The organism is Polynucleobacter alcilacus (assembly GCF_018881545.1).
In the GTDB taxonomy this organism is placed as follows: domain Bacteria; phylum Pseudomonadota; class Gammaproteobacteria; order Burkholderiales; family Burkholderiaceae; genus Polynucleobacter; species Polynucleobacter alcilacus.
Window position 1 is genome coordinate 410,491 of the sequence record NZ_JACVQD010000001.1, and the last position, 24,171, is coordinate 434,661.

27 protein-coding genes are annotated in these 24,171 nt (G+C 46.5%); 15 read left to right on the forward strand and 12 right to left on the reverse strand.

Going from position 1 to position 24,171, the window contains the following annotated elements; genetic code table 11:
- Nucleotides 1-14 precede the first annotated feature (14 nt).
- From ICN45_RS02120 to ICN45_RS02160, 9 genes are all read right to left on the reverse strand, one after another.
- Nucleotides 15-221: a hypothetical protein gene (locus tag ICN45_RS02120; protein WP_216172526.1), complete on the reverse strand. Its 207-nt coding sequence runs from the start codon at nt 219-221 to the stop codon at nt 15-17.
- Nucleotides 222-234: 13 nt separating this feature from the next.
- Nucleotides 235-1,644: a 3-isopropylmalate dehydratase large subunit gene (gene leuC, locus ICN45_RS02125; protein WP_216172530.1), complete on the reverse strand. Its 1,410-nt coding sequence runs from the start codon at nt 1,642-1,644 to the stop codon at nt 235-237.
- Between the two features lie 17 nt (nt 1,645-1,661).
- Complete coding sequence (gltA, locus tag ICN45_RS02130) at nt 1,662-2,975, reverse strand: citrate synthase (RefSeq protein WP_216172533.1); 1,314 nt, start codon at nt 2,973-2,975, stop codon at nt 1,662-1,664.
- An 82-nt stretch (nt 2,976-3,057) separates the two neighbouring features.
- On the reverse strand, nt 3,058-3,327 hold the full coding sequence (locus tag ICN45_RS02135) for a succinate dehydrogenase assembly factor 2 (RefSeq protein ID WP_216172536.1): 270 nt from the start codon (nt 3,325-3,327) through the stop codon (nt 3,058-3,060).
- Entirely contained in the window at nt 3,324-4,028 is a 705-nt protein-coding gene (locus ICN45_RS02140; RefSeq protein ID WP_216172539.1) for a succinate dehydrogenase iron-sulfur subunit, read from the reverse strand. The genes ICN45_RS02135 and ICN45_RS02140 overlap by 4 nt, the downstream gene beginning before the upstream one ends.
- A 16-nt stretch (nt 4,029-4,044) precedes the next feature.
- Nucleotides 4,045-5,823, reverse strand: coding sequence for a succinate dehydrogenase flavoprotein subunit (sdhA, locus tag ICN45_RS02145; protein WP_216172542.1), 1,779 nt, complete (start codon nt 5,821-5,823; stop codon nt 4,045-4,047).
- A 4-nt stretch (nt 5,824-5,827) separates the two neighbouring features.
- Nucleotides 5,828-6,193 (reverse strand): succinate dehydrogenase, hydrophobic membrane anchor protein, encoded by a 366-nt coding sequence (sdhD, locus tag ICN45_RS02150; RefSeq protein WP_216172545.1) that lies wholly within the window; start codon nt 6,191-6,193, stop codon nt 5,828-5,830.
- Nucleotides 6,194-6,224: 31 nt separating this feature from the next.
- Entirely contained in the window at nt 6,225-6,644 is a 420-nt protein-coding gene (gene sdhC, locus ICN45_RS02155; protein ID WP_216172548.1) for a succinate dehydrogenase, cytochrome b556 subunit, read from the reverse strand.
- Nucleotides 6,645-6,776: 132 nt separating this feature from the next.
- Nucleotides 6,777-7,514 carry a GntR family transcriptional regulator gene (locus ICN45_RS02160; protein ID WP_216172551.1) on the reverse strand — a complete coding sequence of 246 codons (738 nt, stop codon included), beginning with the start codon at nt 7,512-7,514 and terminating at the stop codon, nt 6,777-6,779.
- A gap of 150 nt (nt 7,515-7,664) precedes the next feature.
- On the opposite strand from ICN45_RS02160, the gene ICN45_RS02165 reads away from it, so the two are divergent.
- Together ICN45_RS02165 and ICN45_RS02170 are read left to right on the forward strand one after the other, a co-directional pair.
- Nucleotides 7,665-8,654, forward strand: a complete 990-nt coding sequence (locus ICN45_RS02165) for a malate dehydrogenase (RefSeq protein ID WP_216172554.1) — start codon at nt 7,665-7,667, stop codon at nt 8,652-8,654.
- Nucleotides 8,655-8,665: 11 nt separating this feature from the next.
- Complete coding sequence (locus ICN45_RS02170; protein WP_216172559.1) at nt 8,666-9,046, forward strand: hypothetical protein; 381 nt, start codon at nt 8,666-8,668, stop codon at nt 9,044-9,046.
- Between the two features lie 86 nt (nt 9,047-9,132).
- Here the strand turns inward: ICN45_RS02170 and ICN45_RS02175 are convergent, their stop codons facing one another.
- Entirely contained in the window at nt 9,133-10,344 is a 1,212-nt protein-coding gene (locus ICN45_RS02175; RefSeq protein WP_216172562.1) for a DUF2863 family protein, read from the reverse strand.
- Nucleotides 10,344-11,120, reverse strand: coding sequence for a peroxide stress protein YaaA (gene yaaA / locus ICN45_RS02180; protein ID WP_216172565.1), 777 nt, complete (start codon nt 11,118-11,120; stop codon nt 10,344-10,346). The genes ICN45_RS02175 and yaaA overlap by 1 nt, the downstream gene beginning before the upstream one ends.
- Nucleotides 11,121-11,211: 91 nt before the next feature.
- Here yaaA and ICN45_RS02185 point away from each other — a divergent pair, with 91 nt between their 5' ends.
- The 13 genes from ICN45_RS02185 (at nt 11,212) to ICN45_RS02245 (ending at nt 23,083) form a co-directional block, all read left to right on the forward strand.
- A complete protein-coding gene (locus ICN45_RS02185; protein ID WP_216172569.1) occupies nt 11,212-12,411 on the forward strand; it encodes a methionine aminotransferase in 1,200 nt (399 codons plus the stop codon).
- 47 nt (nt 12,412-12,458) lie between these two features.
- A complete protein-coding gene (locus ICN45_RS02190; protein WP_216175587.1) occupies nt 12,459-13,166 on the forward strand; it encodes a glutathione binding-like protein in 708 nt (235 codons plus the stop codon).
- 1 nt (nt 13,167) lies between these two features.
- Complete coding sequence (locus tag ICN45_RS02195; protein ID WP_216172572.1) at nt 13,168-14,022, forward strand: 3-hydroxybutyryl-CoA dehydrogenase; 855 nt, start codon at nt 13,168-13,170, stop codon at nt 14,020-14,022.
- Nucleotides 14,023-14,080: 58 nt separating this feature from the next.
- Nucleotides 14,081-14,560, forward strand: coding sequence for a DUF3429 domain-containing protein (locus ICN45_RS02200; protein ID WP_369411456.1), 480 nt, complete (start codon nt 14,081-14,083; stop codon nt 14,558-14,560).
- A 7-nt stretch (nt 14,561-14,567) separates the two neighbouring features.
- Nucleotides 14,568-15,881, forward strand: a complete 1,314-nt coding sequence (locus ICN45_RS02205) for a replication-associated recombination protein A (protein ID WP_216172575.1) — start codon at nt 14,568-14,570, stop codon at nt 15,879-15,881.
- Nucleotides 15,882-15,902: 21 nt separating this feature from the next.
- Nucleotides 15,903-16,529 carry a 2-hydroxychromene-2-carboxylate isomerase gene (locus ICN45_RS02210; protein WP_216172578.1) on the forward strand — a complete coding sequence of 209 codons (627 nt, stop codon included), beginning with the start codon at nt 15,903-15,905 and terminating at the stop codon, nt 16,527-16,529.
- A gap of 76 nt (nt 16,530-16,605) precedes the next feature.
- Nucleotides 16,606-17,181 carry a peptidylprolyl isomerase gene (locus ICN45_RS02215; RefSeq protein ID WP_216172581.1) on the forward strand — a complete coding sequence of 192 codons (576 nt, stop codon included), beginning with the start codon at nt 16,606-16,608 and terminating at the stop codon, nt 17,179-17,181.
- A 34-nt stretch (nt 17,182-17,215) separates the two neighbouring features.
- A complete protein-coding gene (locus tag ICN45_RS02220) occupies nt 17,216-19,039 on the forward strand; it encodes a chorismate-binding protein (protein ID WP_216172584.1) in 1,824 nt (607 codons plus the stop codon).
- 9 nt (nt 19,040-19,048) lie between these two features.
- Nucleotides 19,049-19,609 carry an NUDIX hydrolase gene (locus ICN45_RS02225; RefSeq protein ID WP_216172587.1) on the forward strand — a complete coding sequence of 187 codons (561 nt, stop codon included), beginning with the start codon at nt 19,049-19,051 and terminating at the stop codon, nt 19,607-19,609.
- Between the two features lie 10 nt (nt 19,610-19,619).
- On the forward strand, nt 19,620-20,357 hold the full coding sequence (gene aat / locus ICN45_RS02230; protein WP_216172590.1) for a leucyl/phenylalanyl-tRNA--protein transferase: 738 nt from the start codon (nt 19,620-19,622) through the stop codon (nt 20,355-20,357).
- The gene (locus tag ICN45_RS02235; protein ID WP_216172592.1) at nt 20,354-21,100 is read left to right on the forward strand and encodes an arginyltransferase; all 747 of its coding nucleotides are present in this window, start codon (nt 20,354-20,356) and stop codon (nt 21,098-21,100) included. Before aat ends, ICN45_RS02235 begins: the two co-directional genes overlap by 4 nt.
- 9 nt (nt 21,101-21,109) lie before the next feature.
- A complete protein-coding gene (locus ICN45_RS02240; protein WP_216172595.1) occupies nt 21,110-22,144 on the forward strand; it encodes a quinone-dependent dihydroorotate dehydrogenase in 1,035 nt (344 codons plus the stop codon).
- Nucleotides 22,145-22,258: 114 nt separating this feature from the next.
- Nucleotides 22,259-23,083 carry an IclR family transcriptional regulator gene (locus ICN45_RS02245; protein ID WP_216172598.1) on the forward strand — a complete coding sequence of 275 codons (825 nt, stop codon included), beginning with the start codon at nt 22,259-22,261 and terminating at the stop codon, nt 23,081-23,083.
- Nucleotides 23,084-23,094: 11 nt separating this feature from the next.
- On the opposite strand, the gene ICN45_RS02250 is transcribed toward ICN45_RS02245, so the two are convergent.
- A complete protein-coding gene (locus ICN45_RS02250) occupies nt 23,095-24,114 on the reverse strand; it encodes a serine hydrolase (RefSeq protein WP_216172601.1) in 1,020 nt (339 codons plus the stop codon).
- Nucleotides 24,115-24,171: the final 57 nt, after the last annotated feature.

Sequence of the window (24,171 nt, forward strand, 5' to 3'; positions counted from 1 at the left end):
TTAATTTTGCTTGATTACTTCACAGGGGTAATAACAACATCCTTACCCTTAGTTTGCGACTGATTATTTTGCTGGGTTGAGCTCGCGCCACCCATTGAATTACCCATATTCTGCAAATCTTTACCCATGCCTTCCATGGTGCTACTGCACGCTGAAATGAGTAAGCCTGCAATACCAACGATGCTTAATCGGCTAATTAAAGAGATTGAAGAAAATTTCATGCTTGAATTACCTTTACGAAATTTTACGAACGTCAACAAAATGGCCTTCGATTGCAGCAGCTGCAGCCATTGCTGGGCTAACCAAATGGGTTCTGCCGCCGTTACCTTGGCGACCCTCAAAATTCCGGTTAGAAGTTGATGCACAACGCTCGCCTGGCTCTAAGCGATCCGCATTCATGGCTAAACACATGGAGCAACCTGGTTCACGCCATTCAAAGCCTGCCGCCTTGAAAATGCGATCCAAACCTTCGCGCTCTGCTTGGGCTTTTACTAAACCTGAGCCAGGAACAACTAAGGCCAACTTCACATTGGCGGCAACCTTCTTACCGAGGCGATCAACTACTTTAGCGGCAGCCCGAATATCTTCAATGCGGCTATTAGTGCAAGAGCCAATAAATACCTTGTCGACAAAGATACTGCTCAAGGGCGTATTGGGAATCAGATTCATATACTCTAAGGCATGCTCCATAGCAGTGCGCTTATTTGAATCACGTTCTTTTTCTGGATCAGGTACACGTTCGCTAATAGCCAAAACCATTTCTGGTGAAGTACCCCAAGTTACTTGAGGAGCAATCTCTTCTGCGCGCAACTCCACTACTGCATCAAATATTACATCAGCATCTGAATGTAAGGTTCTCCAATATTGCGCAGCTTGCAACATTGCAGGGCCCTTAGGAGCATATGGGCGACCTTGAATATATTCAATCGTGGTTTCATCAACTGCAACCAAACCAGAACGGGCACCTGCTTCAATTGCCATATTGCAAATCGTCATGCGACCTTCCATGGAAAGGTTGCGTATCGCCTCGCCTGCAAACTCAATGGTGTAGCCCGTACCACCGGCAGTGCCGATCTTACCGATCACTGCGAGGACAATATCTTTAGCGGTAGAGCCTGGTTGTAAACGACCATCAACTCGTACCAACATATTTTTGCTCTTTTTCATGAGCAAGGTTTGAGTTGCCAATACATGCTCAACCTCAGAGGTGCCAATACCAAAAGCCAAAGCCCCGAATGCACCATGCGTACTCGTATGAGAATCTCCGCACACTACCGTCATACCAGGCAAAGTAGCGCCCTGCTCTGGGCCAATCACGTGAACAATTCCTTGGCGGGTATCGTTCATTCTGTAGTGGGTGATACCAAAAGCATCGCAGTTTTGATCTAAGGTATCTACTTGTAACTTTGAGATTGGATCTGCAATGCCTTCAGAACGATCCGTTGTCGGTACGTTGTGGTCTGAGACTGCCAAATTGGCGGAGATGCGCCAAACAGGACGCCCAGCCATACTCAAACCTTCAAATGCTTGAGGGCTAGTTACCTCATGCAACAACTGACGATCAATATAGATCGTAGCGGTGCCATCCTCTTCAGAGTAAACAATGTGGTCATCCCACAATTTGTCATACAAGGTACGAGACATGCGGATCCTTTAAATGCTTATTTACGAACTGAGATATTAGGAACTTTACGGGTTGTTTCACCAACATACAACTGACGTGGACGTCCAATCTTGTACTCAGGATCGGTAATCATTTCTTCCCACTGCGCAATCCAACCTACCGTTCTTGCCAAGGCAAAAACACAGGTAAACATTTCTGTTGGAATGCCTAGCGCACGTTGCACGATACCAGAGTAGAAATCTACGTTTGGATAGAGCTTACGACTGACAAAGTACTCGTCTTCCAAAGCGATCTTCTCAAGAGTCATTGCCAGCTTGAATAATGGATCGTCTTGTAGACCGAGTTCATTCAATACTTCATAGCAAGTCTCACGCATCAATTTTGCGCGAGGATCGAAGTTTTTATATACACGATGGCCAAAGCCCATCAAGCGAACGCTAGAGTTCTTATCTTTTACTTGAGCAATAAAATCATGAATCTTATCAACACCACCATTTGCTTGAATTTCATTCAACATCTGCAAGCAAGCTTCGTTTGCACCACCGTGGGCTGGGCCCCAGAGGCAAGCGATACCAGCAGAGATCGCAGCAAAAGGATTTGTGCCAGAAGAACCGCACAAGCGCACGGTTGATGTAGACGCATTTTGCTCATGGTCTGCATGCAGGATGAAGATCCGATCTAAGGCACGTACTAATACTGGATTTATTTTGTACTCTTCACATGGTGTTGCAAACATCATGCGCATAAAGTTTGCGGTGTATGACAAAGAGTTATCTGGATAGATAAATGGTTGTCCAACGGAATACTTATAAGCCATTGCTACTAAGGTCGGCATCTTCGCAATCAACCGAATTTGCGCTATTTCACGAGCATGTGGATCGCTGTAATCAATTTGATCATGATAGAAGGCTGCCATAGCGCCAACTAGACCAGTTAACACCGCCATCGGATGGGCATCGCGACGGAAACCACGCAAGAAGAATTGCATTTGCTCATGAACCATCGTGTGGTGCATGACCATATTTTCAAAATCTTTTTTTACGGTCGCGTTTGGCAATTCACCATGGATCAAGAGATAACACACTTCCAAGAAATCACAGTTGTTCGCTAAGTCTTCAATGGGGTAACCACGATAGAGCAACTCACCTTTATCGCCATCGATATAAGTGATTTTGCTATTACATGATGCAGTAGAAAGAAAGCCGGAATCGTAAGTGAACTTACCAGTCTGACCATAGAGCTTGCGAATATCGATTACATCAGGACCTACAGTCCCTTTGTAAATTGGCAGATCAATATCTGGTGTTCCATCCGAAAACGACAGTTTTGCTTTGATGTCCGATTCAATCATTTCTAATCCTTAGTCATTCAAAATTAAGATTAATACGCTATTCGATCACATGCTTCCGCTACCGTCGCAGCAAAAGGCTGACTTACTTCTCTCTCAGCTTATGTAACACTGCTTTAAAAGAGTCCGACTGCAGCTCTTGTTCCAGGGTAGCCACTGAATCCTTACGACCAATCAATAAATCCATGAGGTCATTATCATCTAAGGCCAATAACTGGCTTAATACTTTTCCATCATCCACGCTTAGCTCAGCGCCGTAGCGCTCAAAGAAACGTTGCAGAATCAAATCATTTTCTAGCAAGCCCCTGCGAGCATCACTTTTTAAACGATATAACTCCGCATTTCCGAGGCTCATACTGCCCTGCGAACCATCAACTCCTTGATTTTGCCAATCGCCTTGGTTGGATTCAGATGCTTAGGACATACATCCACGCAATTCATAATCGTATGGCAACGGAACAGGCGATACGGATCTTCTAAGTTATCCAAGCGCAGATTGGTTTCTTCGTCACGACTATCCGCAATAAAGCGATAGGCCTGTAACAAGCCAGCAGGTCCAACAAACTTATCTGGATTCCACCAGAAGGATGGACACGCGGTAGAGCATGAAGCGCACAAGATGCACTCATACAAACCATTTAACTCTTCCCGTTCTTCAGGACTCTGGAGACGCTCTTTTTCAGGAGGTGGATTGTCGTTTACTAAGTAAGGCTTGATCGATAGGTATTGCTTAAAGAACAATGTCATGTCGACAATCAAATCGCGCACTACTGGCAAGCCAGGTAATGGTCGTAATGTAATGACCTTAGGTAATGTCAACATATTGGTCAAACACGCTAAGCCATTTTTACCGTTGATGTTCATTGCATCTGAACCGCATACACCTTCACGGCATGAACGACGATAGGAAATGGTTTCGTCTTGTTTCTTCAAGGCAATCAAAGCATCTAACAACATGCGCTCGCCATTGAGCTCAAGCTCATAGCGTTGCATACGCGGAGCTGCATCGACATCTGGATCGTAACGGTAAATTTCAAATATACGGGTATCACTCATCTGCTATCTCTCTTGCTTAGAAAGTACGTTCTTTAGGAGGGAAGGACTCAACAGTTAAAGGCTTTAAGACAACTGGCTTGTAAGTCACCTTATTTCCTGCGCTATACCAAAGGGTATGTTTCATCCAATTTTCATCATCGCGATGAGGGTGATCATCATGCGAATGTGCGCCGCGACTTTCTTTACGGGCTGCAGCTGAAATCATGGTTGCATTTGCAGTCTCAACCAAGTTAGCCACTTCCAAAGCCTCAATGCGCGCAGTATTGAAAATCTCAGATTTATCTTTAACCCATAAGTGCTTGGCACGCTCAGTCAACTTCGCCATTTGACGAACACCTTCATCCATCAACTCTTGGTTGCGGAATACACCAGCATACTTCTGCATACACTTACGAATATCGTTTGCTATATCTTGTGCGTACTCACCAGAGGTGGAGTTATCCAGCGCAGCAACACGAGCTAATGTTTGCTCACCGGCATTGGCAGGTAATGGCTTGAATTCACGATTCTTCAGATCTAAACCAACGATGTGCTTACCAGCGGCACGACCAAACACTAACAGGTCGAGCAATGAGTTGGTGCCTAAGCGGTTTGCGCCATGCACAGAAACGCACGAGCACTCACCAATGGCATACAGGCCATTGACAACTTCATTGTGAATGCCATTAGCAGGCACAACTACTTGACCATGGATGTTTGTAGGTATGCCGCCCATCTGATAGTGAATCGTTGGCACAACTGGGATTGGCTCTTTGGTGACGTCAACGTTGGCAAAGTTAATCCCAATCTCGTACACAGAAGGCAAACGCTTCATGATGGTCTCTGCGCCAATATGCGTTAGGTCGAGCACCACATAATCACCGTTAGGACCACAACCGCGCCCTTCTTTAATTTCTTGATCCATACAACGTGAAATGAAATCCCTTGGCGCGAGATCTTTGTAGGTGGGTGCATAACGCTCCATAAAGCGTTCACCATCTTTATTGCGCAAAATAGCGCCTTCTCCGCGGCAACCTTCAGTCAACAACACTCCAGCACCGGCTACGCCGGTTGGGTGGAATTGCCAGAACTCCATGTCTTCCAATGGAATGTCTGCACGAGCAGCAAGACCCATGCCGTCACCCGTGTTAATAAAAGCATTTGTAGAGGCATCCCAGATGCGACCCGCACCACCAGTTGCCAAGAGGACTACCTTGGCTTCCAAAATATAAATTTGGCCTGTTTCCATTTCAAGAGCAGTAACACCAACAATGTCACCTGCATCATCCCGAATTAAATCCAGCGCTAACCATTCAACGAAGAAATTGGTTTTTGCACGAACGTTACGTTGATACAGTGTATGCAACATGGCATGACCAGTGCGGTCAGCAGCAGCACAAGCGCGTTGCACTGGCTTCTCGCCATAGTTTGCAGTGTGACCACCAAAGGGGCGCTGATAAATCGTGCCATCTGGGTTGCGGTCAAAAGGCATACCAAAATGCTCAAGCTCATAAACTGCTTTTGGCGCTTCACGGCACATAAACTCGATCACGTCCTGGTCACCTAACCAGTCAGATCCTTTAATCGTGTCATAAAAGTGATAGTGCCAATTGTCTTCACTCATATTACCTAAGGCAGCACCAATACCGCCCTGTGCAGCAACCGTATGCGAACGGGTTGGAAATACTTTTGTTAATACAGCAACATTCAAGCCAGCTTCAGCCAATTGCAAGGAAGCGCGCATCCCTGAGCCACCCGCTCCAACAATCACCGCATCAAAACGGCGGCGCGGCAATGATTTTTGAATTGCAGTCATTAAATTACACTTTCCACAAAATTTGGACGGCATAGGCCGCACAGGCTACGAGATACAGAAGAGTCAACACTTGCAGTGTTAAACGAATACTGACAGGCTTGATATAGTCCATCCAGATATCACGCATACCAATCCAGGCGTGATAGAACAGGCTAAGGAAAGTCAAGAGCGTTAAGAGCTTCATGAACTGATTACTAAACAAACCAGACCAACCTTCGTAGGTAGCACTGCCAGTGATGCAATAGTCAACGAGCAAAACAATCGTAAACACCACCATCACTACTGCAGTAATGCGCTGGATGATCCACTCTTTGAGACCGTAATGAGCACCGACAACTAAGCGCTTTGGTCCAATTTGATAAATAGGCATGAAATTCCCTTAATGAAGATATGCTGAGCGCTTAATACAAGCCGAACATTTTGAGACCCACTACTGCAGTCAGAGCTACGCCAATGCAGAAAACAAAAATGGCAGAACGATTGGCTTCTGACTTCTCTACACCGATCTCTAAATCGAGCAAGAGATAGCGAATACCGGCACAGAAATGGTGCAAGAAACACCAGATCAAACCCAGGCAAACCAGCTTTACCAAAATATTGCTAGTGATGGCTTGAAACTGTTGATAACTCAACTCAGAAGCTAGGCTCTGATCAAAAAGGTACAAAATAAATGGTAGTAGCAGGAACATGACTGCTCCGCTGATGCGATGAAGAATGGAAACCTTACCTGCCCATGGGAGGCGGTATTTAATTAGCTGGGCTAGACCAATATTGCGGTAAACCGGTCTATCTTTTTTTACGTCTTGCTGTGCATCAACCATGGGTAATCTCTACATTCGAAGGGAGGTTTATTGTGGTTTTGTTGTGTTGCAACATATTCTATTGGAAACCTTAGGGACGGTGGGGATTTTTTAGCGTTTAAAGGGGTTTATTAGGGGTTTTAACGGATAAGCTCAGTTTAATTTGTTCTCATAGTGCTGCTCAGTGGTGTCGTACCTAGCGTGCCGAATTTCTACTGGTTTATTGCCATAAGTAAAAGCGACCCGCTCCACCGATAACAAAGGCGCCCCTACTGCTAAGTTCAAATGTTTGGCTAATATTTCACTGGCGGCGATAGCCTTAATTTTTTCTTCCGCTCGCACCATATGGGTAGAGTACTGGCTTTCATACAAGGCATAAACCGGGCCATGCCAAGCATGAAGTGCATCGAGGTCCAAATCCTTAAATCGGCCACCAGATAACCAAATCTCTTCAAAAACAATGGGTTTGCCTGCATAGCTCTGCACCCGATCAATATGAATAACCGCGTCACCTGCCTTCAATTTAAGCAAATTCGCGACATAGGGAGTCGCTTTTGTCTTAACGCAAGCTAAAAACTGGCTAACTAAGTGAATTTTCTCTGCGGAATCCGGCGCTAGCCGTAAGAATCGATACTGCCAATCATCCTCCTGGTGGGTAGCCACAAAAGTACCCTTACCTTGACGTCTAACTAATAAATTTTGCGCGGCTAACTCATCAATAGCCTTACGCACCGTACCCTGGCTGACAGCATAGCGGGCTGCAAGCTCCATTTCACTGGGAATAGCATCCCCAGGAAGCCATTCAGAGGCTTGTAGACTGGCTAAGATCATCGCCTTAATCTGTTCGTACAGAGGGCTAAATGAGGCCACTGGCATGCTTAAATCTGGCAAATTCACTCCATGACGCTATCAATTGGATAAAATTCAGGGTAATTCTAGTCTTCTATAAGACATCATTGACAGTGTAAAGCTAAAGTTCCTACACTTGAATGGATAATAGAAAAGTTTTCATTAATTAACCTTTCCCTGGAGTTATTAGTAATGGCAAAAGCCCCAATGCGTGTCGCTGTAACCGGTGCAGCCGGTCAAATCGGATATTCCCTGCTGTTCCGCATCGCTAATGGCGACCTGTTGGGCAAAGATCAGCCCGTTATCCTCCAGTTGCTTGAGATTCCTGATGAAAAAGCGCAAAAAGCCCTAGCTGGCGTCATGATGGAATTGGATGATTGCGCATTCCCACTCTTGGCTGGCATGTCTGCCCATTCCGATCCAATGACGGCATTTAAAGATATCGACATTGCTCTTTTGGTTGGCGCACGTCCACGCGGTCCTGGCATGGAGCGTAAAGATTTGCTCTCCGCTAATGCGCAAATTTTCACAGCCCAAGGCAAAGCATTAAATGCCGTTGCTAAGAAAACGGTCAAAGTATTGGTTGTTGGTAACCCAGCAAACACCAACGCCTACATCGCTATGAAATCAGCGCCTGATATTCCGGCGAAGAACTTCACTGCAATGTTGCGACTGGATCACAACCGCGCCCTCTCCCAGTTGGCTAGTAAGTTGAATAAACCGGTTGCTGATATTGAGAAGCTCGTCGTTTGGGGGAATCACAGCCCAACGATGTACCCTGACTATCGCTTTGCAACGGTCGATGGCAAATCTGTAAAAGAGGCTATTAATGATGGAGCTTGGAATAAAGATACCTTTATTCCTACTGTCGGTAAACGTGGGGCGGCCATCATTGAGGCTCGCGGCCTTTCTTCTGCAGCCTCTGCTGCAAATGCAGCGATTGATCACGTGCATGATTGGGTGCTCGGCACTAATGGCAAATGGGTCACCATGGGTATTCCTTCTAAGGGTGAATACGATATTCCAGCTGAAGTGATTTATGGTTTCCCAGTAGTTTGCGAAAACGGCGAGTACAAGATGATCGAAGGTTTAGAGATCGACGAATTCTCCCGTGAGCGCATGACTCACACCCTTAACGAGTTGCTCGAAGAGCAAGCAGGCGTTAAGCATTTACTCTCCTAAGGAAAATTCCAATGAAGAAAAACCTTCTCGTCATGAGCGTTGCGCTTTCAAGTCTGTTTATCTCTGCAAGTGCAAGCGCTGCTGAAGAAGTTGTTACATGGAGCTGCAGTGAAAGCAAGCAGTTCAAAACCACTAGCACTGGTACTACCGAAAGAGTTCGCTTAACTTGGGATGCCCAAACTTATGACTTAGATCGTCAAACTTCTTTGCCAGGTAGCCTGCGTTACAAAAACATGAATAGTGGTCATGACCTTGTTGTCTTGGGCAATAAAGCAATGCTGTTTAACATCAAAGCCGGTGTCAGACTCGCTGATTTTTGTCAAACACCAGAAATGAAAGCCGGTAAATTACCCCATTTGTTTGCTGGTACAGAACCCTTTGTACCGAATTAATCTCTCATTACAGTATCGCAGTGTCACAGTATGAAAAAAGCCGAGAAATTCTCGGCTTTTTTCTTTTGGTAGCGCTTGTTTATTCTCTAATGAAATAGCGGCTGTTGGGTTGGCGCATCCTCAGGCATTTCCGCGTGCACCGCTTCACCAGAACGATCCGGAAATAATGGTGCTCCACAGTCATCGCATAACTCTGGATCAAACAGCATCGCGTGACGGAATACATCCTCTACACCCGCATCATGCAGAGCATCGCAGATTTTCTTGATTGGACTCTCATCATCAGATAAATCATTGAGCGCATCAGTTGCAACGCTTTCCCGATCATAAAGGGGCCAAATGACTCCATACATGATTTCAGCGGAACCCTTAGCGCTAAACGAAATACGGTATTCATCAGCCTGCTCATCGCCAAAGGCGCCGACCACACACGATAAACCAGCCGGGAGAATACCTAAGGTACCTTCCAAATAATTCGCAGCTGCACGAATACTTAAAGGGCGCACATGTTTATCTGCCAAGCGGCAATTCGTGAAATAAGCCTCAGGCAGTAAGAGCTCAAATTCACATCCAGGCAGTAAAGAAGCGATCGGATCATGCATGGCGTTTTGCCAACCAATCAAACTCACACCGCGCTCTTGACGCGCTGGAGCTTCGGCCTGCCAGCGAAAGATGGGGGAGCCACTAGGGGCGCTTAATGCCGCAATGATGAAACGGGGATCGGCTAACACTGCAATCGTCTCAGACATATCACGTAGCTCTAACTTCACATCTGCAGCAGAGATTGCCGCCGTTGCTAAAGCCTCAGTGAGTACGCGCGTTTGACAATGGGAATGCGGCATCTGATCAATACTATAAAGCCAAGGAATGATTGCAAGACGGGTATCCGGAGCAGCTACAAAATCATTCAAGGCTTGCGCGGTAGCTTCAATGATATGGGTCGACAACGGTCCTGATGGAATTTGATAACGGGTATGCGCAACAATCGGCATGGCCATCAACAACACATCCCACCCTTGTCCCTCATGCTCTATATGCAGAGACTCGGCCAGGGTTTCAGCAGAATCAGCGAGAACCTCAAAGGCGACGGTATTAATGCGAAAGGTTTGATCTAGTGCCGCATCAATCACATTTTGATTTTGACTTTTCAGCAAACGCATCAATCTCACATTCAGGCGCTCCTCCCAAAAGCGATCCTCTAACTGACTGCCCGAGGCCGCCAAAGAAATCGAGTCGGCAACTAGGCGCTCTACTTCAGGCGAGGAACGTTGTGAAGATTTGCTCCGGTGTACAGCCATTATTTTCTTTCCGCCCGTCTAAATATGGGCTTCTCTAACGTTGATTCTGCGGCAAAATATTTGTAGCCATCCACATTAAACCCCTTTAAATCTGCAGGGTCAGTAATGCGGTTTTCGACAACATAGCGGGCCATTAAGCCCCGTGCCCGTTTGGCATAAAAGGAAATAATTTTGTACTTGCCTTCCTTGGCATCCTGAAACACCGGGGCAATCACAGGGCAGTCTAATTCTTTAGGCTGCAATACTTTGAAGTACTCCTCGGAAGCCAGATTTAGTAATACCGGTTTCTTCTGCTTCTCTAAAACCTTTTTTAAGGAATCGGTTACCCTGCCGCCCCAAAAAGCATATAGGTCTTTTCCTCGCGCGTTCTTGAAGCTAGTACCCATCTCCAAGCGATAGGCTTGCATCAAGTCCAAGGGTTTTAGGGCACCATACAAACCCGACAAAATCCGCATGTGATCTTGCGCAAAAGCCACATCCTTGGCATTCAAGGTTTTGACATCAAAACCATCATAGACATCCCCATCGAAAGCATAAATAGCCGGTTTGCTGTTTTCTGCGGTAAATTTTTTAGACCAGTCACGGTAACGACCCACATTCAATGCAGCCAATTGATCTGATAAGCCCATTAACTTAGCCACGTCCTGGGGGGAAAGCTTTTGAAGATCTGCAATCAACTTGGCTGATTCCGAGACAAATTCAGGCAATGTCGGTGTCTTGACCTGGACAGGAGTCTTGTAATCTAGGGATTTGGCGGGTGAAAGTACGATCAGCATGGCACAATTTGTTTATGTATTTTTACCATTCTAGCGACTACCCGGTTTATCTGCCCTAAAAGCTCAATAGCCGCCCTATATCCCTCCCCCCATGAATCCCCCCAATATCACCCCCGGATTTCCGAGTCGTCTACCCCATGTAGGCACTACGGTATTTACGGTGATGTCTGCATTGGCTGCTGAACATGAAGCAATTAACCTGGGGCAAGGCTTTCCGGACTTTCCGTGTGATCGTCAATTAATCGCTAGTGTGAATGAAGCCATGCTAGCGGATCACAATCAATATCCTTCCATGCTCGGAGTAAAAGAACTGCGTAGTGGTATTGCTCACAAGATCCAGCAGTTATACGGCCATCAATACGATCCTGATTCTGAAATCACTATCACTGCTGGTGCTACCCAAGGTATTCTGACAGCCATTCTGGCTTGCGTTAGCCCAGGTGATGAAGTGGTCATTATTGAACCTGCTTACGATAGTTATCGACCTGCAATTGCGTTGGCTGGCGGCAAAGCCATTGCAGTTTCTCTGCAAGTAGTGCGTGATGAGCAAGGCCAAGTTGCCTCCTATGAAATCCCGTGGGAAGCGTTAGCCAATGCAATCCATTCCAAAACGCGCCTGATCATCATGAATACCCCGCATAACCCAACTGGCATGGTGTGGCAAAGAGTGGATCTGGATCGTTTGGCCGACCTCGTTCAAGATACTTCAGCGCTGATCTTGAGTGATGAAGTCTATGAGCATATGGTCTACGATGGCGCTAGCCATCACAGCGTAGCCTCTCATCCCCTCTTGGCGGCAAGGAGCTTTTTGATCTCTAGCTTTGGTAAGACCTATCACGTCACCGGCTGGAAGATAGGTTACGTTGCAGCTCCACCCGCGCTCACTAAGGAGTTCCGTAAGGTTCACCAATTCAATGTCTTCACCGTCAATACGCCTATGCAGCATGGCTTCGCTTCTTATCTTGCAGATGCCTCGCATTATTTAAATCTTCCCGCTTTTTATCAAGCGAAGCGGGATTTCTTTCGAGCTAGCCTAGCCAATACAGGCTTTAAATTATTGCCAAGTCCGGGAACCTATTTTCAGTGCGTGGATTACTCTGCTCTCAATATTCCACAAGCCAAGTTGAACGAAGCAGCGTTTTGTAAGTGGCTCACTACGCAGATTGGTGTGGCAGCGATACCAGTCTCCGCTTTTTATCATCAAGCAACAGAATCTGGTGTGCTTCGTTTTTGTTTTGCTAAACAAGAGCAAACTTTAAGTAATGCTTTGCAACGTTTGCAATCTTTGTAGGGAATTTAGGAAAATAAGGGAAACATATGGCAATGAATAAATCGAATGTGATTGATGTTTACAGCTGGCCAACGCCCAATGGCCATAAAGTACACATCATGCTTGAGGAATGCGGCTATCGATTGGACCGTGATTGGGTCGCCCACCCGATTGATATTGGTGCGGGTGATCAGTTCGGTTCAGAGTTTTTAGAAATCAGCCCCAACAATAAGATCCCCGCCATTACCGATCCCCATGGACCGGATGGCAAACCCATTCATCTGTTCGAGTCTGGTGCCATCTTGTTGTACTTGGCAGGGAAGACTGGGAAGTTTTTACCCAAAACGACTCGAGCTAAATACGAGGTATTGCAATGGCTCATGTTCCAAATGGGTGGATTAGGCCCTATGCTTGGACAAAACCACCACTTTCGACTCTATGCGCCTGAGAAAATTGAATACGCCGTCAATCGCTATACCAATGAAGCCAAAAGACTCTACGGGGTCCTGGACAGCCAACTGAAAGATAATCCTTACATTGCCGGTAAAACCTACTCCATAGCAGATATAGCGATTTATCCTTGGACGCGGAACTGGAAAAATCAGGGGATGAATCTAGATGACTATCCATACTTCAAGCGTTGGTTTGACCTGGTTGGCGAGCGTCCAGCAGTAAAGCGTGGTTGTGAAGTATTGACCGCATTACGCAAACCCTTGCATGATGATAAAGCTAGAGAGCAGTTATTTGGTTCAACTCAGTATCAAAAAAGGAAATGAAATGAAGATTCAATCCGTTGGCGTAATCGGTGCAGGCACGATGGGTAATGGCATTGCGCAGGTCTGCGCGGTTGCCGGACTAGATGTCGTCATGGTTGATATTAATGAAGCGGCTGTACAACGTGGCCTGGATCAGATCGGCAAGAGTTTGGATCGTCTCGTTAAAAAAGAAGTCCTCAGTGGTACAGCAAAGGAGGCCGCTCTCAAGCATATTAAAGGGAGTACCTCTTATGGAGATTTCAAAGGCCTGGATTTAGTGATTGAAGCCGCCACTGAAAATCAAGCAGTCAAAGAAAAGATTCTGAAGCAAGTAGATGAGATTGTTAGCAAAGATACGATCATCGCAACGAATACTTCTTCTTTATCCATCACCAAATTAGCTGCCTTAGATTCCAATCCAGCACGCTTCATTGGTATGCACTTCTTTAACCCACCGCCTCTCATGGCCCTAGTGGAAGTGATTCGTGGCTTGCAGACTAGTGACGAGACCCATGCAGCCATTCTTGAAATGGCCAAGCGCATTGGCAAAGAGCCCATCACTGTCAAGAACTCACCAGGCTTTGTGGTCAATCGGATTTTGTTGCCTATGATTAATGAGGCTTTCTTTGTTCTATCTGAAGGACTCGCCAGCCCAGAAGATATCGATGCGGGTATGAAATTGGGTTGCAATCAACCTATTGGTCCTCTAGCGTTGGCAGACTTAATTGGATTAGATACTTGCTTAGCGGTGATGGAAGTGTATTTTGAAAACTTCAGTGACTCTAAGTACCGCCCTTGCCCACTCCTACGTGAAATGGTTGCCGCTGGCTACCTCGGGCGTAAAACTGGTCGCGGCGTATACACCTACGATAAGTAATTCACACTTTCTCACATCCTCTCCCACTCTTAAACTCGTAACCCACTAAAAAGCCCACGTGAATCCTATTCCACCTCTTGTTCGTAAACTGGCATACGCAGGCCTAATTCCATTTATTGGTCTCGCATTGATGGTGCAACTGGCATCCACACCGCTCAATTATTTAAGCGCAGAATCGCTGGCAGGTTATGGTGCCGTCATTACGGCATTTATGGGAGCGATGCACTGGGGTGCGAGCTTACATACCTTAGGAAAAGTCCCTAGCGGTGATCGCTGGATAGACCGCAATGCTTGGATTTGGGGCGTAATCCCGGCATTGGTTGCCTGGGTGGCACTGCATGTTTATATTCCGGTTGGTCTGTTGATTTTGGCATCCACCTTAATCATTCAGCGCAATATTGATCAAAATACCTATCAGTACTATTTCTCAAGCGATGCCGCCCGGCTTGCTTTTATGACCATTCGAAATCGCTTAACTTATATCGCTGCCGCCTGTCTCACTTGGGCTGCACTAGTCATTCTCTACATTCAATCATGATGGTTCAATGAGCGGTCTCTTCGATAGCACCCCACCGCCGCCTTTAGCGGAAGCTTTGCGCCCAAAAACAATCGAAGAAGTCATTGGTCAGACCCATCTATTAGCTCCTGGCAAACCCCTCAATTTAGCTTTTGCTTCTGGCAAACCGCACTCCATGATTTTGTGGGGTCCGCCAGGCGTTGGCAAGACCACGCTTGCACGTCTTTCGGCAAAAGCATTTGATCGAGAATTCATTGCCATCTCTGCAGTATTAGCCGGTGTAAAAGAAATTCGAGAGTCGATAGAACAAGCGCAACAAAATATGGCGCAATACGGCAAGCAAACGATTTTGTTTGTTGATGAGATTCATCGCTTCAATAAAAGCCAGCAAGATGCCTTACTGCCGCATGTAGAGTCTGGCTTATTTACCTTCATTGGTGCTACTACTGAAAACCCCTCTTTTGAAGTGAACTCGGCTTTACTCTCTCGCGCGCAGGTCTATGTCCTGAAGTCTCTAGAGGCTGCAGAACTGCAACAACTTTTTGTACGAGCCCATCAGCATGTTATGCCGGATGTGCAATTCGCAGATGCCGCAATTGACACCCTTATATCCAATGCAGATGGTGATGCACGGCGCCTACTCAATCTTGTAGAGCAAATCCGCAATGCCGTATTAACACCCAACTCTGCGGTTCAAATAGTCGATCAAGCCTTTGTTGAAAATGCCCTTGCCGCGCAAGCGCGTCGCTTCGATAAAGGGGGTGATCATTTTTATGATCAGATTTCTGCACTACATAAATCTGTGCGGGGCTCCAACCCGGATGCAGCGCTATATTGGTTTTGCCGCATGCTTGATGGCGGCGCTGATCCGCGTTACTTGGCTCGTCGCATTATTCGCATGGCATGGGAAGACATCGGACTGGCTGATCCGCGGGCGATGCAATTGGCTAATGATGCTGCACAAACTTTTGAAAGATTGGGATCTCCAGAGGGTGAACTAGCCTTAGGTCAAGCCGTAGTGTATTTGGCTGTGGCTTCCAAGAGTAATGCGAGCTACAGCGCCTTTAATGCCGCGCGTGCTTATGTCGCTCAAGATCAATCTAAACCGGTGCCTAATCACTTACGTAATGCGCCTACCAAGCTTATGAAAGAACTTGGTCATGGCAAAGAATATCGCTATGCCCATGATGAGCCTCATGGCTATGCAGCCGGCGAAACCTATTTACCCGAAGGCATGAAAGAACCCCATTGGTATACACCAGTGGAGCGCGGCCTGGAAAGTCAAATTAAAGAGAAGATGGCCTTCTTACGCAAACTCGATGAAGAGTCTAAAAAGAAATAAGAAATAAGGAATGGATCCACGATGAGCTTAAAACCTGCAGCGACTTTGTACTACGACATCATCTCGCCATTTGCTTACATCTACATCAAACAACGGCAACGACTAGAACACAAACTGGATATCACGCCAGTACCCATTCTGTTGGGCGGACTCTTCAGAGCAACGGAGAATAAAGGTCCCGGTGAGATTGCCGCTAAACGACCGCATACCTATCAATTTTGTGTTTGGCAAGCCGAAAAGTTAGGTATCCCCTTCCGCTTTCCTGAGCACCATCCATTCTTGACGGTTGTACCGCAACGCCTTCTCCTAGAGCAGAATGCCGACTGGGCAATGGTAGAACGTGCTTTTGATTATGTTTGGTTAGAGGGCAAAGATCCCAACTTGTCTTGGTCAGAGTTTTGCACTTATTTGGGCTTAGCGGCTGAAACTCCAAAACCGGATACCCCTGAAATTAAAGCAGCACTCATCGCCAATACCAATCAAGCCAAAATGGATGGCGCTTTTGGTGTACCAGCCCTGATCCTTAATAAACACTGTTTCTGGGGTGTAGATACCATCGACTGGACTTTAGATTATCTAGCTAGGCCTGGAATGTTTGAGGAAGCTTCTTATGCCTCTGCTGCGAATATGCCCAATGGGCTAACTTAATTTATGGAGATCCTCAAGTCCATTACATTGCACAATACAATCAACTGTATTCATTTAACTAACTCAAGGAGTTTGTATGCGTAAGCTAATAGCTAGCCTCGTTCTGATTGCCTCTTGCTTTGCTAGTCAAGCAGCAATAGCAGGTCCTAAGGTCGAGTTTAAAACGACAATGGGTAATTTTGTTGTCGAACTGGATGCAGATAAGGCTCCAAAAACTACTGCGAACTTTCTGAACTACGTGAAGAGTGGTTTTTATAACGGTACTATTTTCCATCGTGTCATAGATGGCTTCATGATTCAAGGTGGTGGCTTTACTCCTGACTTATCGCAAAAGCCAACCGATGGACCCGTGGTTTCTGAAGCCACGAATGGTTTGAAAAATAACACTTACACAATTGCGATGGCTCGCACTTCAGATCCCGATTCAGCTACTTCACAATTCTTTATCAACGTCAAAGATAACCAAGCCTTGGACTATCCCAATGCCATGGGTAATGGTTATACGGTCTTCGGTAAAGTGATTTCTGGAACGCAGACGATTGATGCCATCCGCAAAGTACCAACGACGACTGCATCAGCACCAAGGATGGGCAGAATGGGTGACGTACCAAGCAAGACCGTGACGATCGAATCTGCCACCATCTTGAAGTAAGCTGTAAGCCACTCATTTAGTTAGCTTAGCCCTCATGATTTTGCTCGACGACGCGCAAAGTACTTCGGCTAAACCATCCAGTCGCCTTTATGAAAACCCACTTCATTACTGGCGTATTCTTCCCAGTAGCAATCATGCCCATGACCTCCTCTCCACCCAAGAGTGTTTAGAGGAGATCTCTCATGCACTTAATCGAGGTGAATTTGTAGTTGCGGCCTTTGCTTATGAATTGGGTAGGTCTATTCATAAACTCTCTCAGCCACTTGATGCCTCTCTTACTCACCCACTGATAGAGGCATGGTCGTTCAAAAACGTGGCTAAGCTTTCTAAGCCAGAAGTGGATGCCTTGATTTCTAAATTCATAGAGCAGCTAGCCGAAACGCAAACACTTGCTGGTGTACTGGATATAGTTGAGTCCATAGATGAAGCGCAATTTACCGCCGATATTGCAGCAATTCAGGAATACATTCGTAGTGGTGATAGCTATCAAATCAATCACACTTATCGCCTCAAGGGAAAAGTATACGGCTCTCCTTTAGCCTTATATAGTCGTTTACGTGACCGTCAACCAGGTCGGTTTGGCGCCTATATTGCAGAGGGGAATACATGCTTACTTTCTCAATCCCCTGAACTTTTTATTGCTCGCGAAGGCGATACCTTAAAAGCAATGCCGATGAAAGGAACAGCGAGCGCCCTTTCATCTGCTGCTGCAGACTTATCAGCGGATCCAAAGAACCGCGCAGAGAACGTCATGATTGTGGATCTCTTGCGCAATGATTTGAGTCGTATCTCTTTGCCGGGTAGTGTCACCGTACCCAATTTATTTGAAGTTGCAAGGCATGGCGATGTCCTACAAATGACATCAACCGTGCAAGGTCAAGCTAAGCCCAATACTTCTTTGTTTGACATTCTCAATGCAGTCTTTCCCTGCGGTTCCGTTACCGGCGCCCCCAAGAAGCGCAGTATGGAAATCATTCAAGAGCTTGAAACCGAAGAACGCGGTTATTACTGTGGTGCTCTAGGGTGGCTCGATCCCAATGGGGACTTTGCTTTTAGTGTTCCGATTCGTACCGTGGAGATCCAAGCAGATGCCCTGACACATGCCTCCAGCTTTACTTTGGGTGTGGGTGCTGGAATTACGATTGATTCCGATGCTAAGCAAGAGTGGCGTGAGTGTCGGATTAAGTCCGCCTTCTTAATGAATTTACCGAGCACTACCGGTATTTTTGAAACGATTGCTATTCAGGATGCCAAACCTCAACGACTGGCTACACATCTGAATCGCATGCAAGCATCTGCCTTCGCTTTGGGAATCACTTTCGATCAATCAAAAGCAAAAGCCATGATTGAGAATGCCTGTGCCTCACTTGATGCTAATTTGTTGTGTAGATTAAGACTAGATCTAGCCCCCAACGGAGACTTTTCTGTAAGGGCCGGTGTGCTTGAGCCGCTGACTGAGCCCGTCAAACTCTTTTGGGCAAAAGACATTCTTGCAGAAGATGTCAGCATGCTTTCAGGAGATGCTTTATTGCGTCACAAAATTAGCAATCGCGGTCTTTATGATCGCGCCTGGCAAGCCGCTATGAAGCTGGGTGGCTTTGATGCCTTATTTACCAATGAGCAGGGTTTTGTTACCGAAGGTGGGAGAACTAGCATTTTTGTTAAACCTAAAGGCAGCTTAGAGTGGCTTACCCCACCTATCACTGCGGGCCTACTGCCTGGTGTGATGCGTGCAGCTCTCCTGGCTGACCCTAAGATGAATGCCCGTGAGGCTAACCTGACTATTAATGATGTTTCAATAGCAGAAGAGATTATTCTTAGTAATGCCCTGCGTGGCGTAATCAAAGCCCATTTTTAGAAAGTCAGCATGAAGTATTGCCCTAACTGCGCCTCCGTATTGACGATCAAGATTCCGGTAGATGATTCTCGAGAGCGCTATGTTTGCGAAGCCTGCGGGAGCATTCATTATCAAAATCCCCGCAACGTCGTGGGCAGCATTCCGGTTTACGGCCATCAAGTTTTACTATGTCGTCGTGCGATTGAGCCTCGTCATGGTTATTGGACACTGCCTGCAGGTTTTATGGAATTGGGTGAGAGCACTAGTCATGGTGCCGCTAGAGAAACCCTTGAGGAAGCAGGTGCCCATGTAGAAATTGGCCAGCTCTATTCCTTGCTGAATGTTCCTCATGCTGAGCAAGTGCATCTGTTTTATTTGGCAACCATGCACTCTGCCGATTTTTCCGCTGGGGAAGAAAGTCTTGAAGTCGCCCTTTTTGATGAGCAGGAAATTCCTTGGGGAGAGTTAGCCTTTCCCACGGTGAAACAAACCTTAGAGTGGTTCTTTGCAGATCGTGCTGCCGGCCTTTTAGATTCCGGAAACGAATTGTCTGTGCGCAGTCGAGATGTCCTCCCTTCCGAGAGAATTTAGCGAGTCCTCCATGAGTCAGATCTCTTGGCTAGGGCCTCATGATTCCTTTCCAAACCCCCTTATTGAAGCCGATCCTGATCCCGGCGTACCTGGACTGATTGCAGTAAGCGAACGGATTTACCCTGGCCAACTCTCGGATGCTTATCAACTGGGTATTTTTCCTTGGTACTCCGATAATCAACCCGTCTTATGGTGGTCACCTGATCCGCGCATGGTACTAAAACCAAATGCATTTAAGTGCAGTGACTCACTACAAAAGAGCATTCGTCACTTTTGCCAAGATGCCCACTCTCAAATCCTAGTAGACCAAGACTTTGGGTCTATCGTTCGTGCTTGCGCTACCAGTAAGCGTAAAGATCAAGACGGTACTTGGATCACCCATGAAATCATGGATGCCTACACTGCTCTTCACGAACAGGGTCATGCCCATAGCATTGCCCTGGTCGAGAATGGTCAAATCATTGGTGGCCTTTATTGTGTTGCATTTGGAGGCATGGTTTTTGGAGAATCGATGTTTAGCCGCAAGCCCGATGCCTCTAAGATTGCTTTGGCAGCCCTGTGCGCCTGGTCTATCCAAAATCACATCGCCATGATCGATTGCCAGCAAGAAACGGGCCATCTTCGTTCATTGGGTGCAGCGCCCATTGCTAGACAAGAATTTTTAGAACAACTGCAAATATCCTTAAATCAAACTAAGATTGAGACATCTTGGACTTTTGACAAAGTTATCCTGACATACTGGTTATGACGCAGCTTAAAGAACTCCCGCTTACCGCATTGCAGTTCTATGCAACAGCGCCCTATCCTTGTAGCTATCTTCCCAATCGCATAGCACGCTCTCAAGTTGCAACGCCATCGCATCTCATTCATGCGGATATTTATAACGAACTGTTAAATGCCGGTTTTCGTCGCAGCGGTCTTTATACCTATCGCCCTTATTGTGACGAATGCAAAGCTTGTATCGCCACTCGTATCTTAGTAAACCAATTTAATCCCTCTCGTAGTCAACGCCGTGCCTGGAAAAAACATCTTGGCTTAGAAGCAACTGTTCTGAACTTGGGCTACCAAGAAGAGCATTACCAACTCTATCAACACTACCAAAATGACAGGCATGCTGGCGGCGAGATGGATAACGATGATCAAGACCAGTACATGCAGTTCCTATTACAAAGTCGTGTGAACTCCCGAATTGTGGAGTTTCGGGATGGGCCGCATGACCCTCATCCTGGTCGCCTACGCATGGTCAGCATGATTGATATCCTCGAACAGGGAATTTCTTCGGTATATACCTTCTTTGACACCTCAGAGCACACAGCAAGCTTCGGCAGCTACAGCATCCTGTGGCAAATAGCCCAAGCAAAAGAACTTGGGCTGCCCTATCTCTATCTTGGTTACTATATTCGAGAGAGTGAGAAGATGTCCTATAAGGCAAAGTATCAGCCCATGGAGGGTTTGATCGATGATCACTGGCAGCCATTGTCTGGGTCATAATATCCACTCATGATCGATCCTTATTCTCTCTTACGCCCTTGGCTATTTTGTCTAGACCCTGAACAAGCCCATAACCTCACGCTCAGCAATTTAGATCGTGCACAACGCTGGAGTTTGCTAGAACGCTTTATCACTAAACCGATTGCTGATCCCCAAACACTGTGTGGCATCACCTTTCCGAATCCCGTTGGTTTAGCGGCTGGCCTTGATAAAGACGGTAAGCACATTGATGCCCTCGCAGCACTGGGATTTGGTTTTTTAGAAATCGGTACCGTTACCCCAAAACCTCAGCCTGGCAATCCAAAGCCACGTATGTTTCGTCTAACGGAAGCTCAAGCAATCATTAATCGTATGGGATTTAATAATGATGGAGTCGATGCCTGTGTGGCGCGCGTCCATCGTTCCCATTTTTGGCAAAAAGGGGGCGTCTTAGGGATGAATATTGGCAAGAACGCCAGCACCCCAATTGAAGAGGCAGCAAGCGATTACATCTTGGGAATGGAGGCAGTTTATGAGATTGCCACTTACATTACGGTGAATATCTCTTCACCAAATACCCAACATCTGCGTGCCTTACAAGGCGAAGAAATGCTCCGCTCACTATTAAGCAGCTTAGATGAAGCTAGAAAACGCTTGAGCGATCGCTATGGTATTCGTAAACCGATGTTCCTCAAAATTGCTCCGGATTTAGATACCGACGACATCAATCTCATTGCTGATTTATTGCTCGAGTTTGGTATTGATGCCGTGATCGCAACCAATACAACCATTGCACGCGATGCTGTGCTGGGAATGGCGCATGGAGGAGAGGCAGGCGGTTTATCTGGTGCCCCACTACAAGCAGTCTCTAACCAAATAATTAAAACCCTCAAAGCAAGATTAGGCAATTCCTTACCAATTATTGGCGTTGGTGGAATTCTGTCAGGGGCCGATGCGCGCGAGAAAATCATGGCGGGTGCCAGCCTAGTTCAGATCTACAGCGGTCTCATTTATAAAGGCCCTGAGCTGGTGAATGCCTGTGCAAGAGCCTTAAGATATCCCTGAGATATCCATAAGACATCCCTGAACTTCAGATTGCCCCATAACTTGGCAATGACTCAGGGCTTGAATAGCATTTCATAATATGCAATCGCTTATGAAATCGCTACAATAATCCCTATGAATACGAGTAAACCCGTCAAAAATGCTAAAAACTCTGGTGAAGTTGGTAAAACAGCCATCCAGGTAGTCGAGCGCATGATGAACTTGCTCGATGCCTTGGCTGAGCAAGAAGAATCTAGTAGTCTTAAGAATCTGGCTGAGCAAACGGGCTTACACCCCTCTACCGCCCACCGTATTCTGAATGACCTAGTCGCTTGCCGACTCGTTGAGCGTGGTGATGGTGGCACCTATCGTCTTGGCTTAAAGCTTCTAGAGCTTGGTAATTTGGTGAAGGCTCGACTCTCTGTGCGCGAGGCAGCACAAGTACCCATGCGCAGTCTGCACAAGATCACCGGTGAAACCGTCAACCTATCGGTTCGCCAAGGCGATGAAATCGTGTATATCGATCGTGCTTACAGTGAACGCTCAGGTATGCAAGTAGTCCGTGCGATTGGTGGACGTGCGCCATTACACCTCACTTCAGTTGGAAAATTGTTTTTATCGAGTGATGATCCAGGTCAAGTGCGCGCCTATGTGACGCGGACAGGATTGTCGGGACATACCCGCAATAGTATTACCGACTTAAGCAGATTAGAAACTGCCCTTAATCAGGTTCGCAAAGATGGCAATGCGCGCGATGATGAGGAGCTCGAGCTTGGTGTCAGTTGCTTAGCTGCCGCCATTTTGGATGACAGTGGCAAACTGGTTGCCGGCTTATCGCTAAGCTCTCCAACAGACCGTATGCAAGCAGATTGGCTAAAAGCCTTGCAAGACACTGCCTTGCAGATTTCTAAAGGGATGGGTTACAAACCCAAATCCCCTGAGCCAGGAACTTCAGCCTAGTCAGGCATTAGCTACATTAAGCGACGAATTGGCTGGACACCTGAAGGCATGCGTTCATACCAGTCACGCACACGCACTGCATCCGCAAAACGCGATTGGGTTCCAACTGAGTCTAAGAAAACCAATAACAATGGTGTGTTATTGACTCTAGCTTGCATCACTAAGCACTTGCCTGCTGCATTGATAAAGCCGGTCTTTTGCAAGCCGATATTCATATCACCTGAACGCACTAAGCGGTTGGTATTTAAAAACTTTTGCGGGCGCTTAGCTATCACCATAGTCAAGTCTGGCCAAGTGGAAAACTCCCGAATCATTTTGTATTGATAGGCCGCATTGAGCATTCGGGTGAGATCTTCTGCCGTGGCAACATTCTCACTCAGTAGACCAGTCGGATCAGCAAAACGAGAATGCTCCATGCCCAATTCTTTAGCCTTACGGTTCATGGCATCCACAAATGCCGGAATGCCCCCAGGATAGTTTCTACCCAAGGTATAGGCAGCTCGGTTCTCAGAGGACATGAGTGCTAGTAATAAAGCCTCTTCACGGGTTAATTCAGTACCACCAGCCAAGCGAGATTTAGCATAAATATGCACATCATCGGCATTGATTACGATGGTGTCATTCAGAGGAAGCTTAGAGTCCAAGACAACCATTGCGGTCATCAATTTCGTAATAGAGGCAATCGGTAGACTCACTGAAGAATTTTTTTCAAAATACACCTCTTTAGTATCTTGGTTCACCACCATTGCTACGCTAGATTTAAGACTGAGTTCATCATTCTGGCCGCGCAAACCCAAGGCAGTTGCAAAAGATGGTCGAGTGGGAACAGCGGGTTCAGTTGGTCGAGTGACTGTGACGCGAACAGTCTTTGATTTTTTAGCAGATTTGCTAGCGGTTTTAGTTAGGACTACCTTGGTGGTCTTGGCTTGTTTTTCTTTATCTTTAGTGGCAGCTATTGCTGGTGCAGTGATAAAAGCGCTACACGCAAAGAGCAAAGTAACACTAAAGAGCCAAAATCGATTCAAACGCATCCCAAAATACCTTCCAAAACTTTCAACATACGGAATGATAGTTAATTTCCAAGGCTG

Bases quoted from the DNA above. Each gene is read 5' to 3' on its own strand.
- ICN45_RS02185 (WP_216172569.1), top strand. From the start codon at position 11,212: ATGAATCCCCCCAATATCACCCCCGGATTTCCGAGTCGTCTACCCCAT.
- ICN45_RS02165 (WP_216172554.1), top strand. From the start codon at position 7,665: ATGGCAAAAGCCCCAATGCGTGTCGCTGTAACCGGTGCAGCCGGTCAA.
- ICN45_RS02170 (WP_216172559.1), top strand. From the start codon at position 8,666: ATGAAGAAAAACCTTCTCGTCATGAGCGTTGCGCTTTCAAGTCTGTTT.
- ICN45_RS02250 (WP_216172601.1), bottom strand. From the start codon at position 24,114: ATGCGTTTGAATCGATTTTGGCTCTTTAGTGTTACTTTGCTCTTTGCG.
- ICN45_RS02235 (WP_216172592.1), top strand. From the start codon at position 20,354: ATGACGCAGCTTAAAGAACTCCCGCTTACCGCATTGCAGTTCTATGCA.
- ICN45_RS02210 (WP_216172578.1), top strand. From the start codon at position 15,903: ATGAGCTTAAAACCTGCAGCGACTTTGTACTACGACATCATCTCGCCA.
- ICN45_RS02225 (WP_216172587.1), top strand. From the start codon at position 19,049: ATGAAGTATTGCCCTAACTGCGCCTCCGTATTGACGATCAAGATTCCG.
- aat (WP_216172590.1), top strand. From the start codon at position 19,620: ATGAGTCAGATCTCTTGGCTAGGGCCTCATGATTCCTTTCCAAACCCC.
- ICN45_RS02205 (WP_216172575.1), top strand. From the start codon at position 14,568: ATGAGCGGTCTCTTCGATAGCACCCCACCGCCGCCTTTAGCGGAAGCT.
- leuC (WP_216172530.1), bottom strand. From the start codon at position 1,644: ATGTCTCGTACCTTGTATGACAAATTGTGGGATGACCACATTGTTTAC.
- ICN45_RS02140 (WP_216172539.1), bottom strand. From the start codon at position 4,028: ATGAGTGATACCCGTATATTTGAAATTTACCGTTACGATCCAGATGTC.
- sdhC (WP_216172548.1), bottom strand. From the start codon at position 6,644: ATGGTTGATGCACAGCAAGACGTAAAAAAAGATAGACCGGTTTACCGC.
- ICN45_RS02120 (WP_216172526.1), bottom strand. From the start codon at position 221: ATGAAATTTTCTTCAATCTCTTTAATTAGCCGATTAAGCATCGTTGGT.
- ICN45_RS02195 (WP_216172572.1), top strand. From the start codon at position 13,168: ATGAAGATTCAATCCGTTGGCGTAATCGGTGCAGGCACGATGGGTAAT.
- ICN45_RS02220 (WP_216172584.1), top strand. From the start codon at position 17,216: ATGATTTTGCTCGACGACGCGCAAAGTACTTCGGCTAAACCATCCAGT.
- gltA (WP_216172533.1), bottom strand. From the start codon at position 2,975: ATGATTGAATCGGACATCAAAGCAAAACTGTCGTTTTCGGATGGAACA.
- ICN45_RS02245 (WP_216172598.1), top strand. From the start codon at position 22,259: ATGAATACGAGTAAACCCGTCAAAAATGCTAAAAACTCTGGTGAAGTT.
- ICN45_RS02175 (WP_216172562.1), bottom strand. From the start codon at position 10,344: ATGGCTGTACACCGGAGCAAATCTTCACAACGTTCCTCGCCTGAAGTA.
- ICN45_RS02135 (WP_216172536.1), bottom strand. From the start codon at position 3,327: ATGAGCCTCGGAAATGCGGAGTTATATCGTTTAAAAAGTGATGCTCGC.
- ICN45_RS02215 (WP_216172581.1), top strand. From the start codon at position 16,606: ATGCGTAAGCTAATAGCTAGCCTCGTTCTGATTGCCTCTTGCTTTGCT.
- sdhA (WP_216172542.1), bottom strand. From the start codon at position 5,823: ATGACTGCAATTCAAAAATCATTGCCGCGCCGCCGTTTTGATGCGGTG.
- yaaA (WP_216172565.1), bottom strand. From the start codon at position 11,120: ATGCTGATCGTACTTTCACCCGCCAAATCCCTAGATTACAAGACTCCT.
- sdhD (WP_216172545.1), bottom strand. From the start codon at position 6,193: ATGCCTATTTATCAAATTGGACCAAAGCGCTTAGTTGTCGGTGCTCAT.
- ICN45_RS02240 (WP_216172595.1), top strand. From the start codon at position 21,110: ATGATCGATCCTTATTCTCTCTTACGCCCTTGGCTATTTTGTCTAGAC.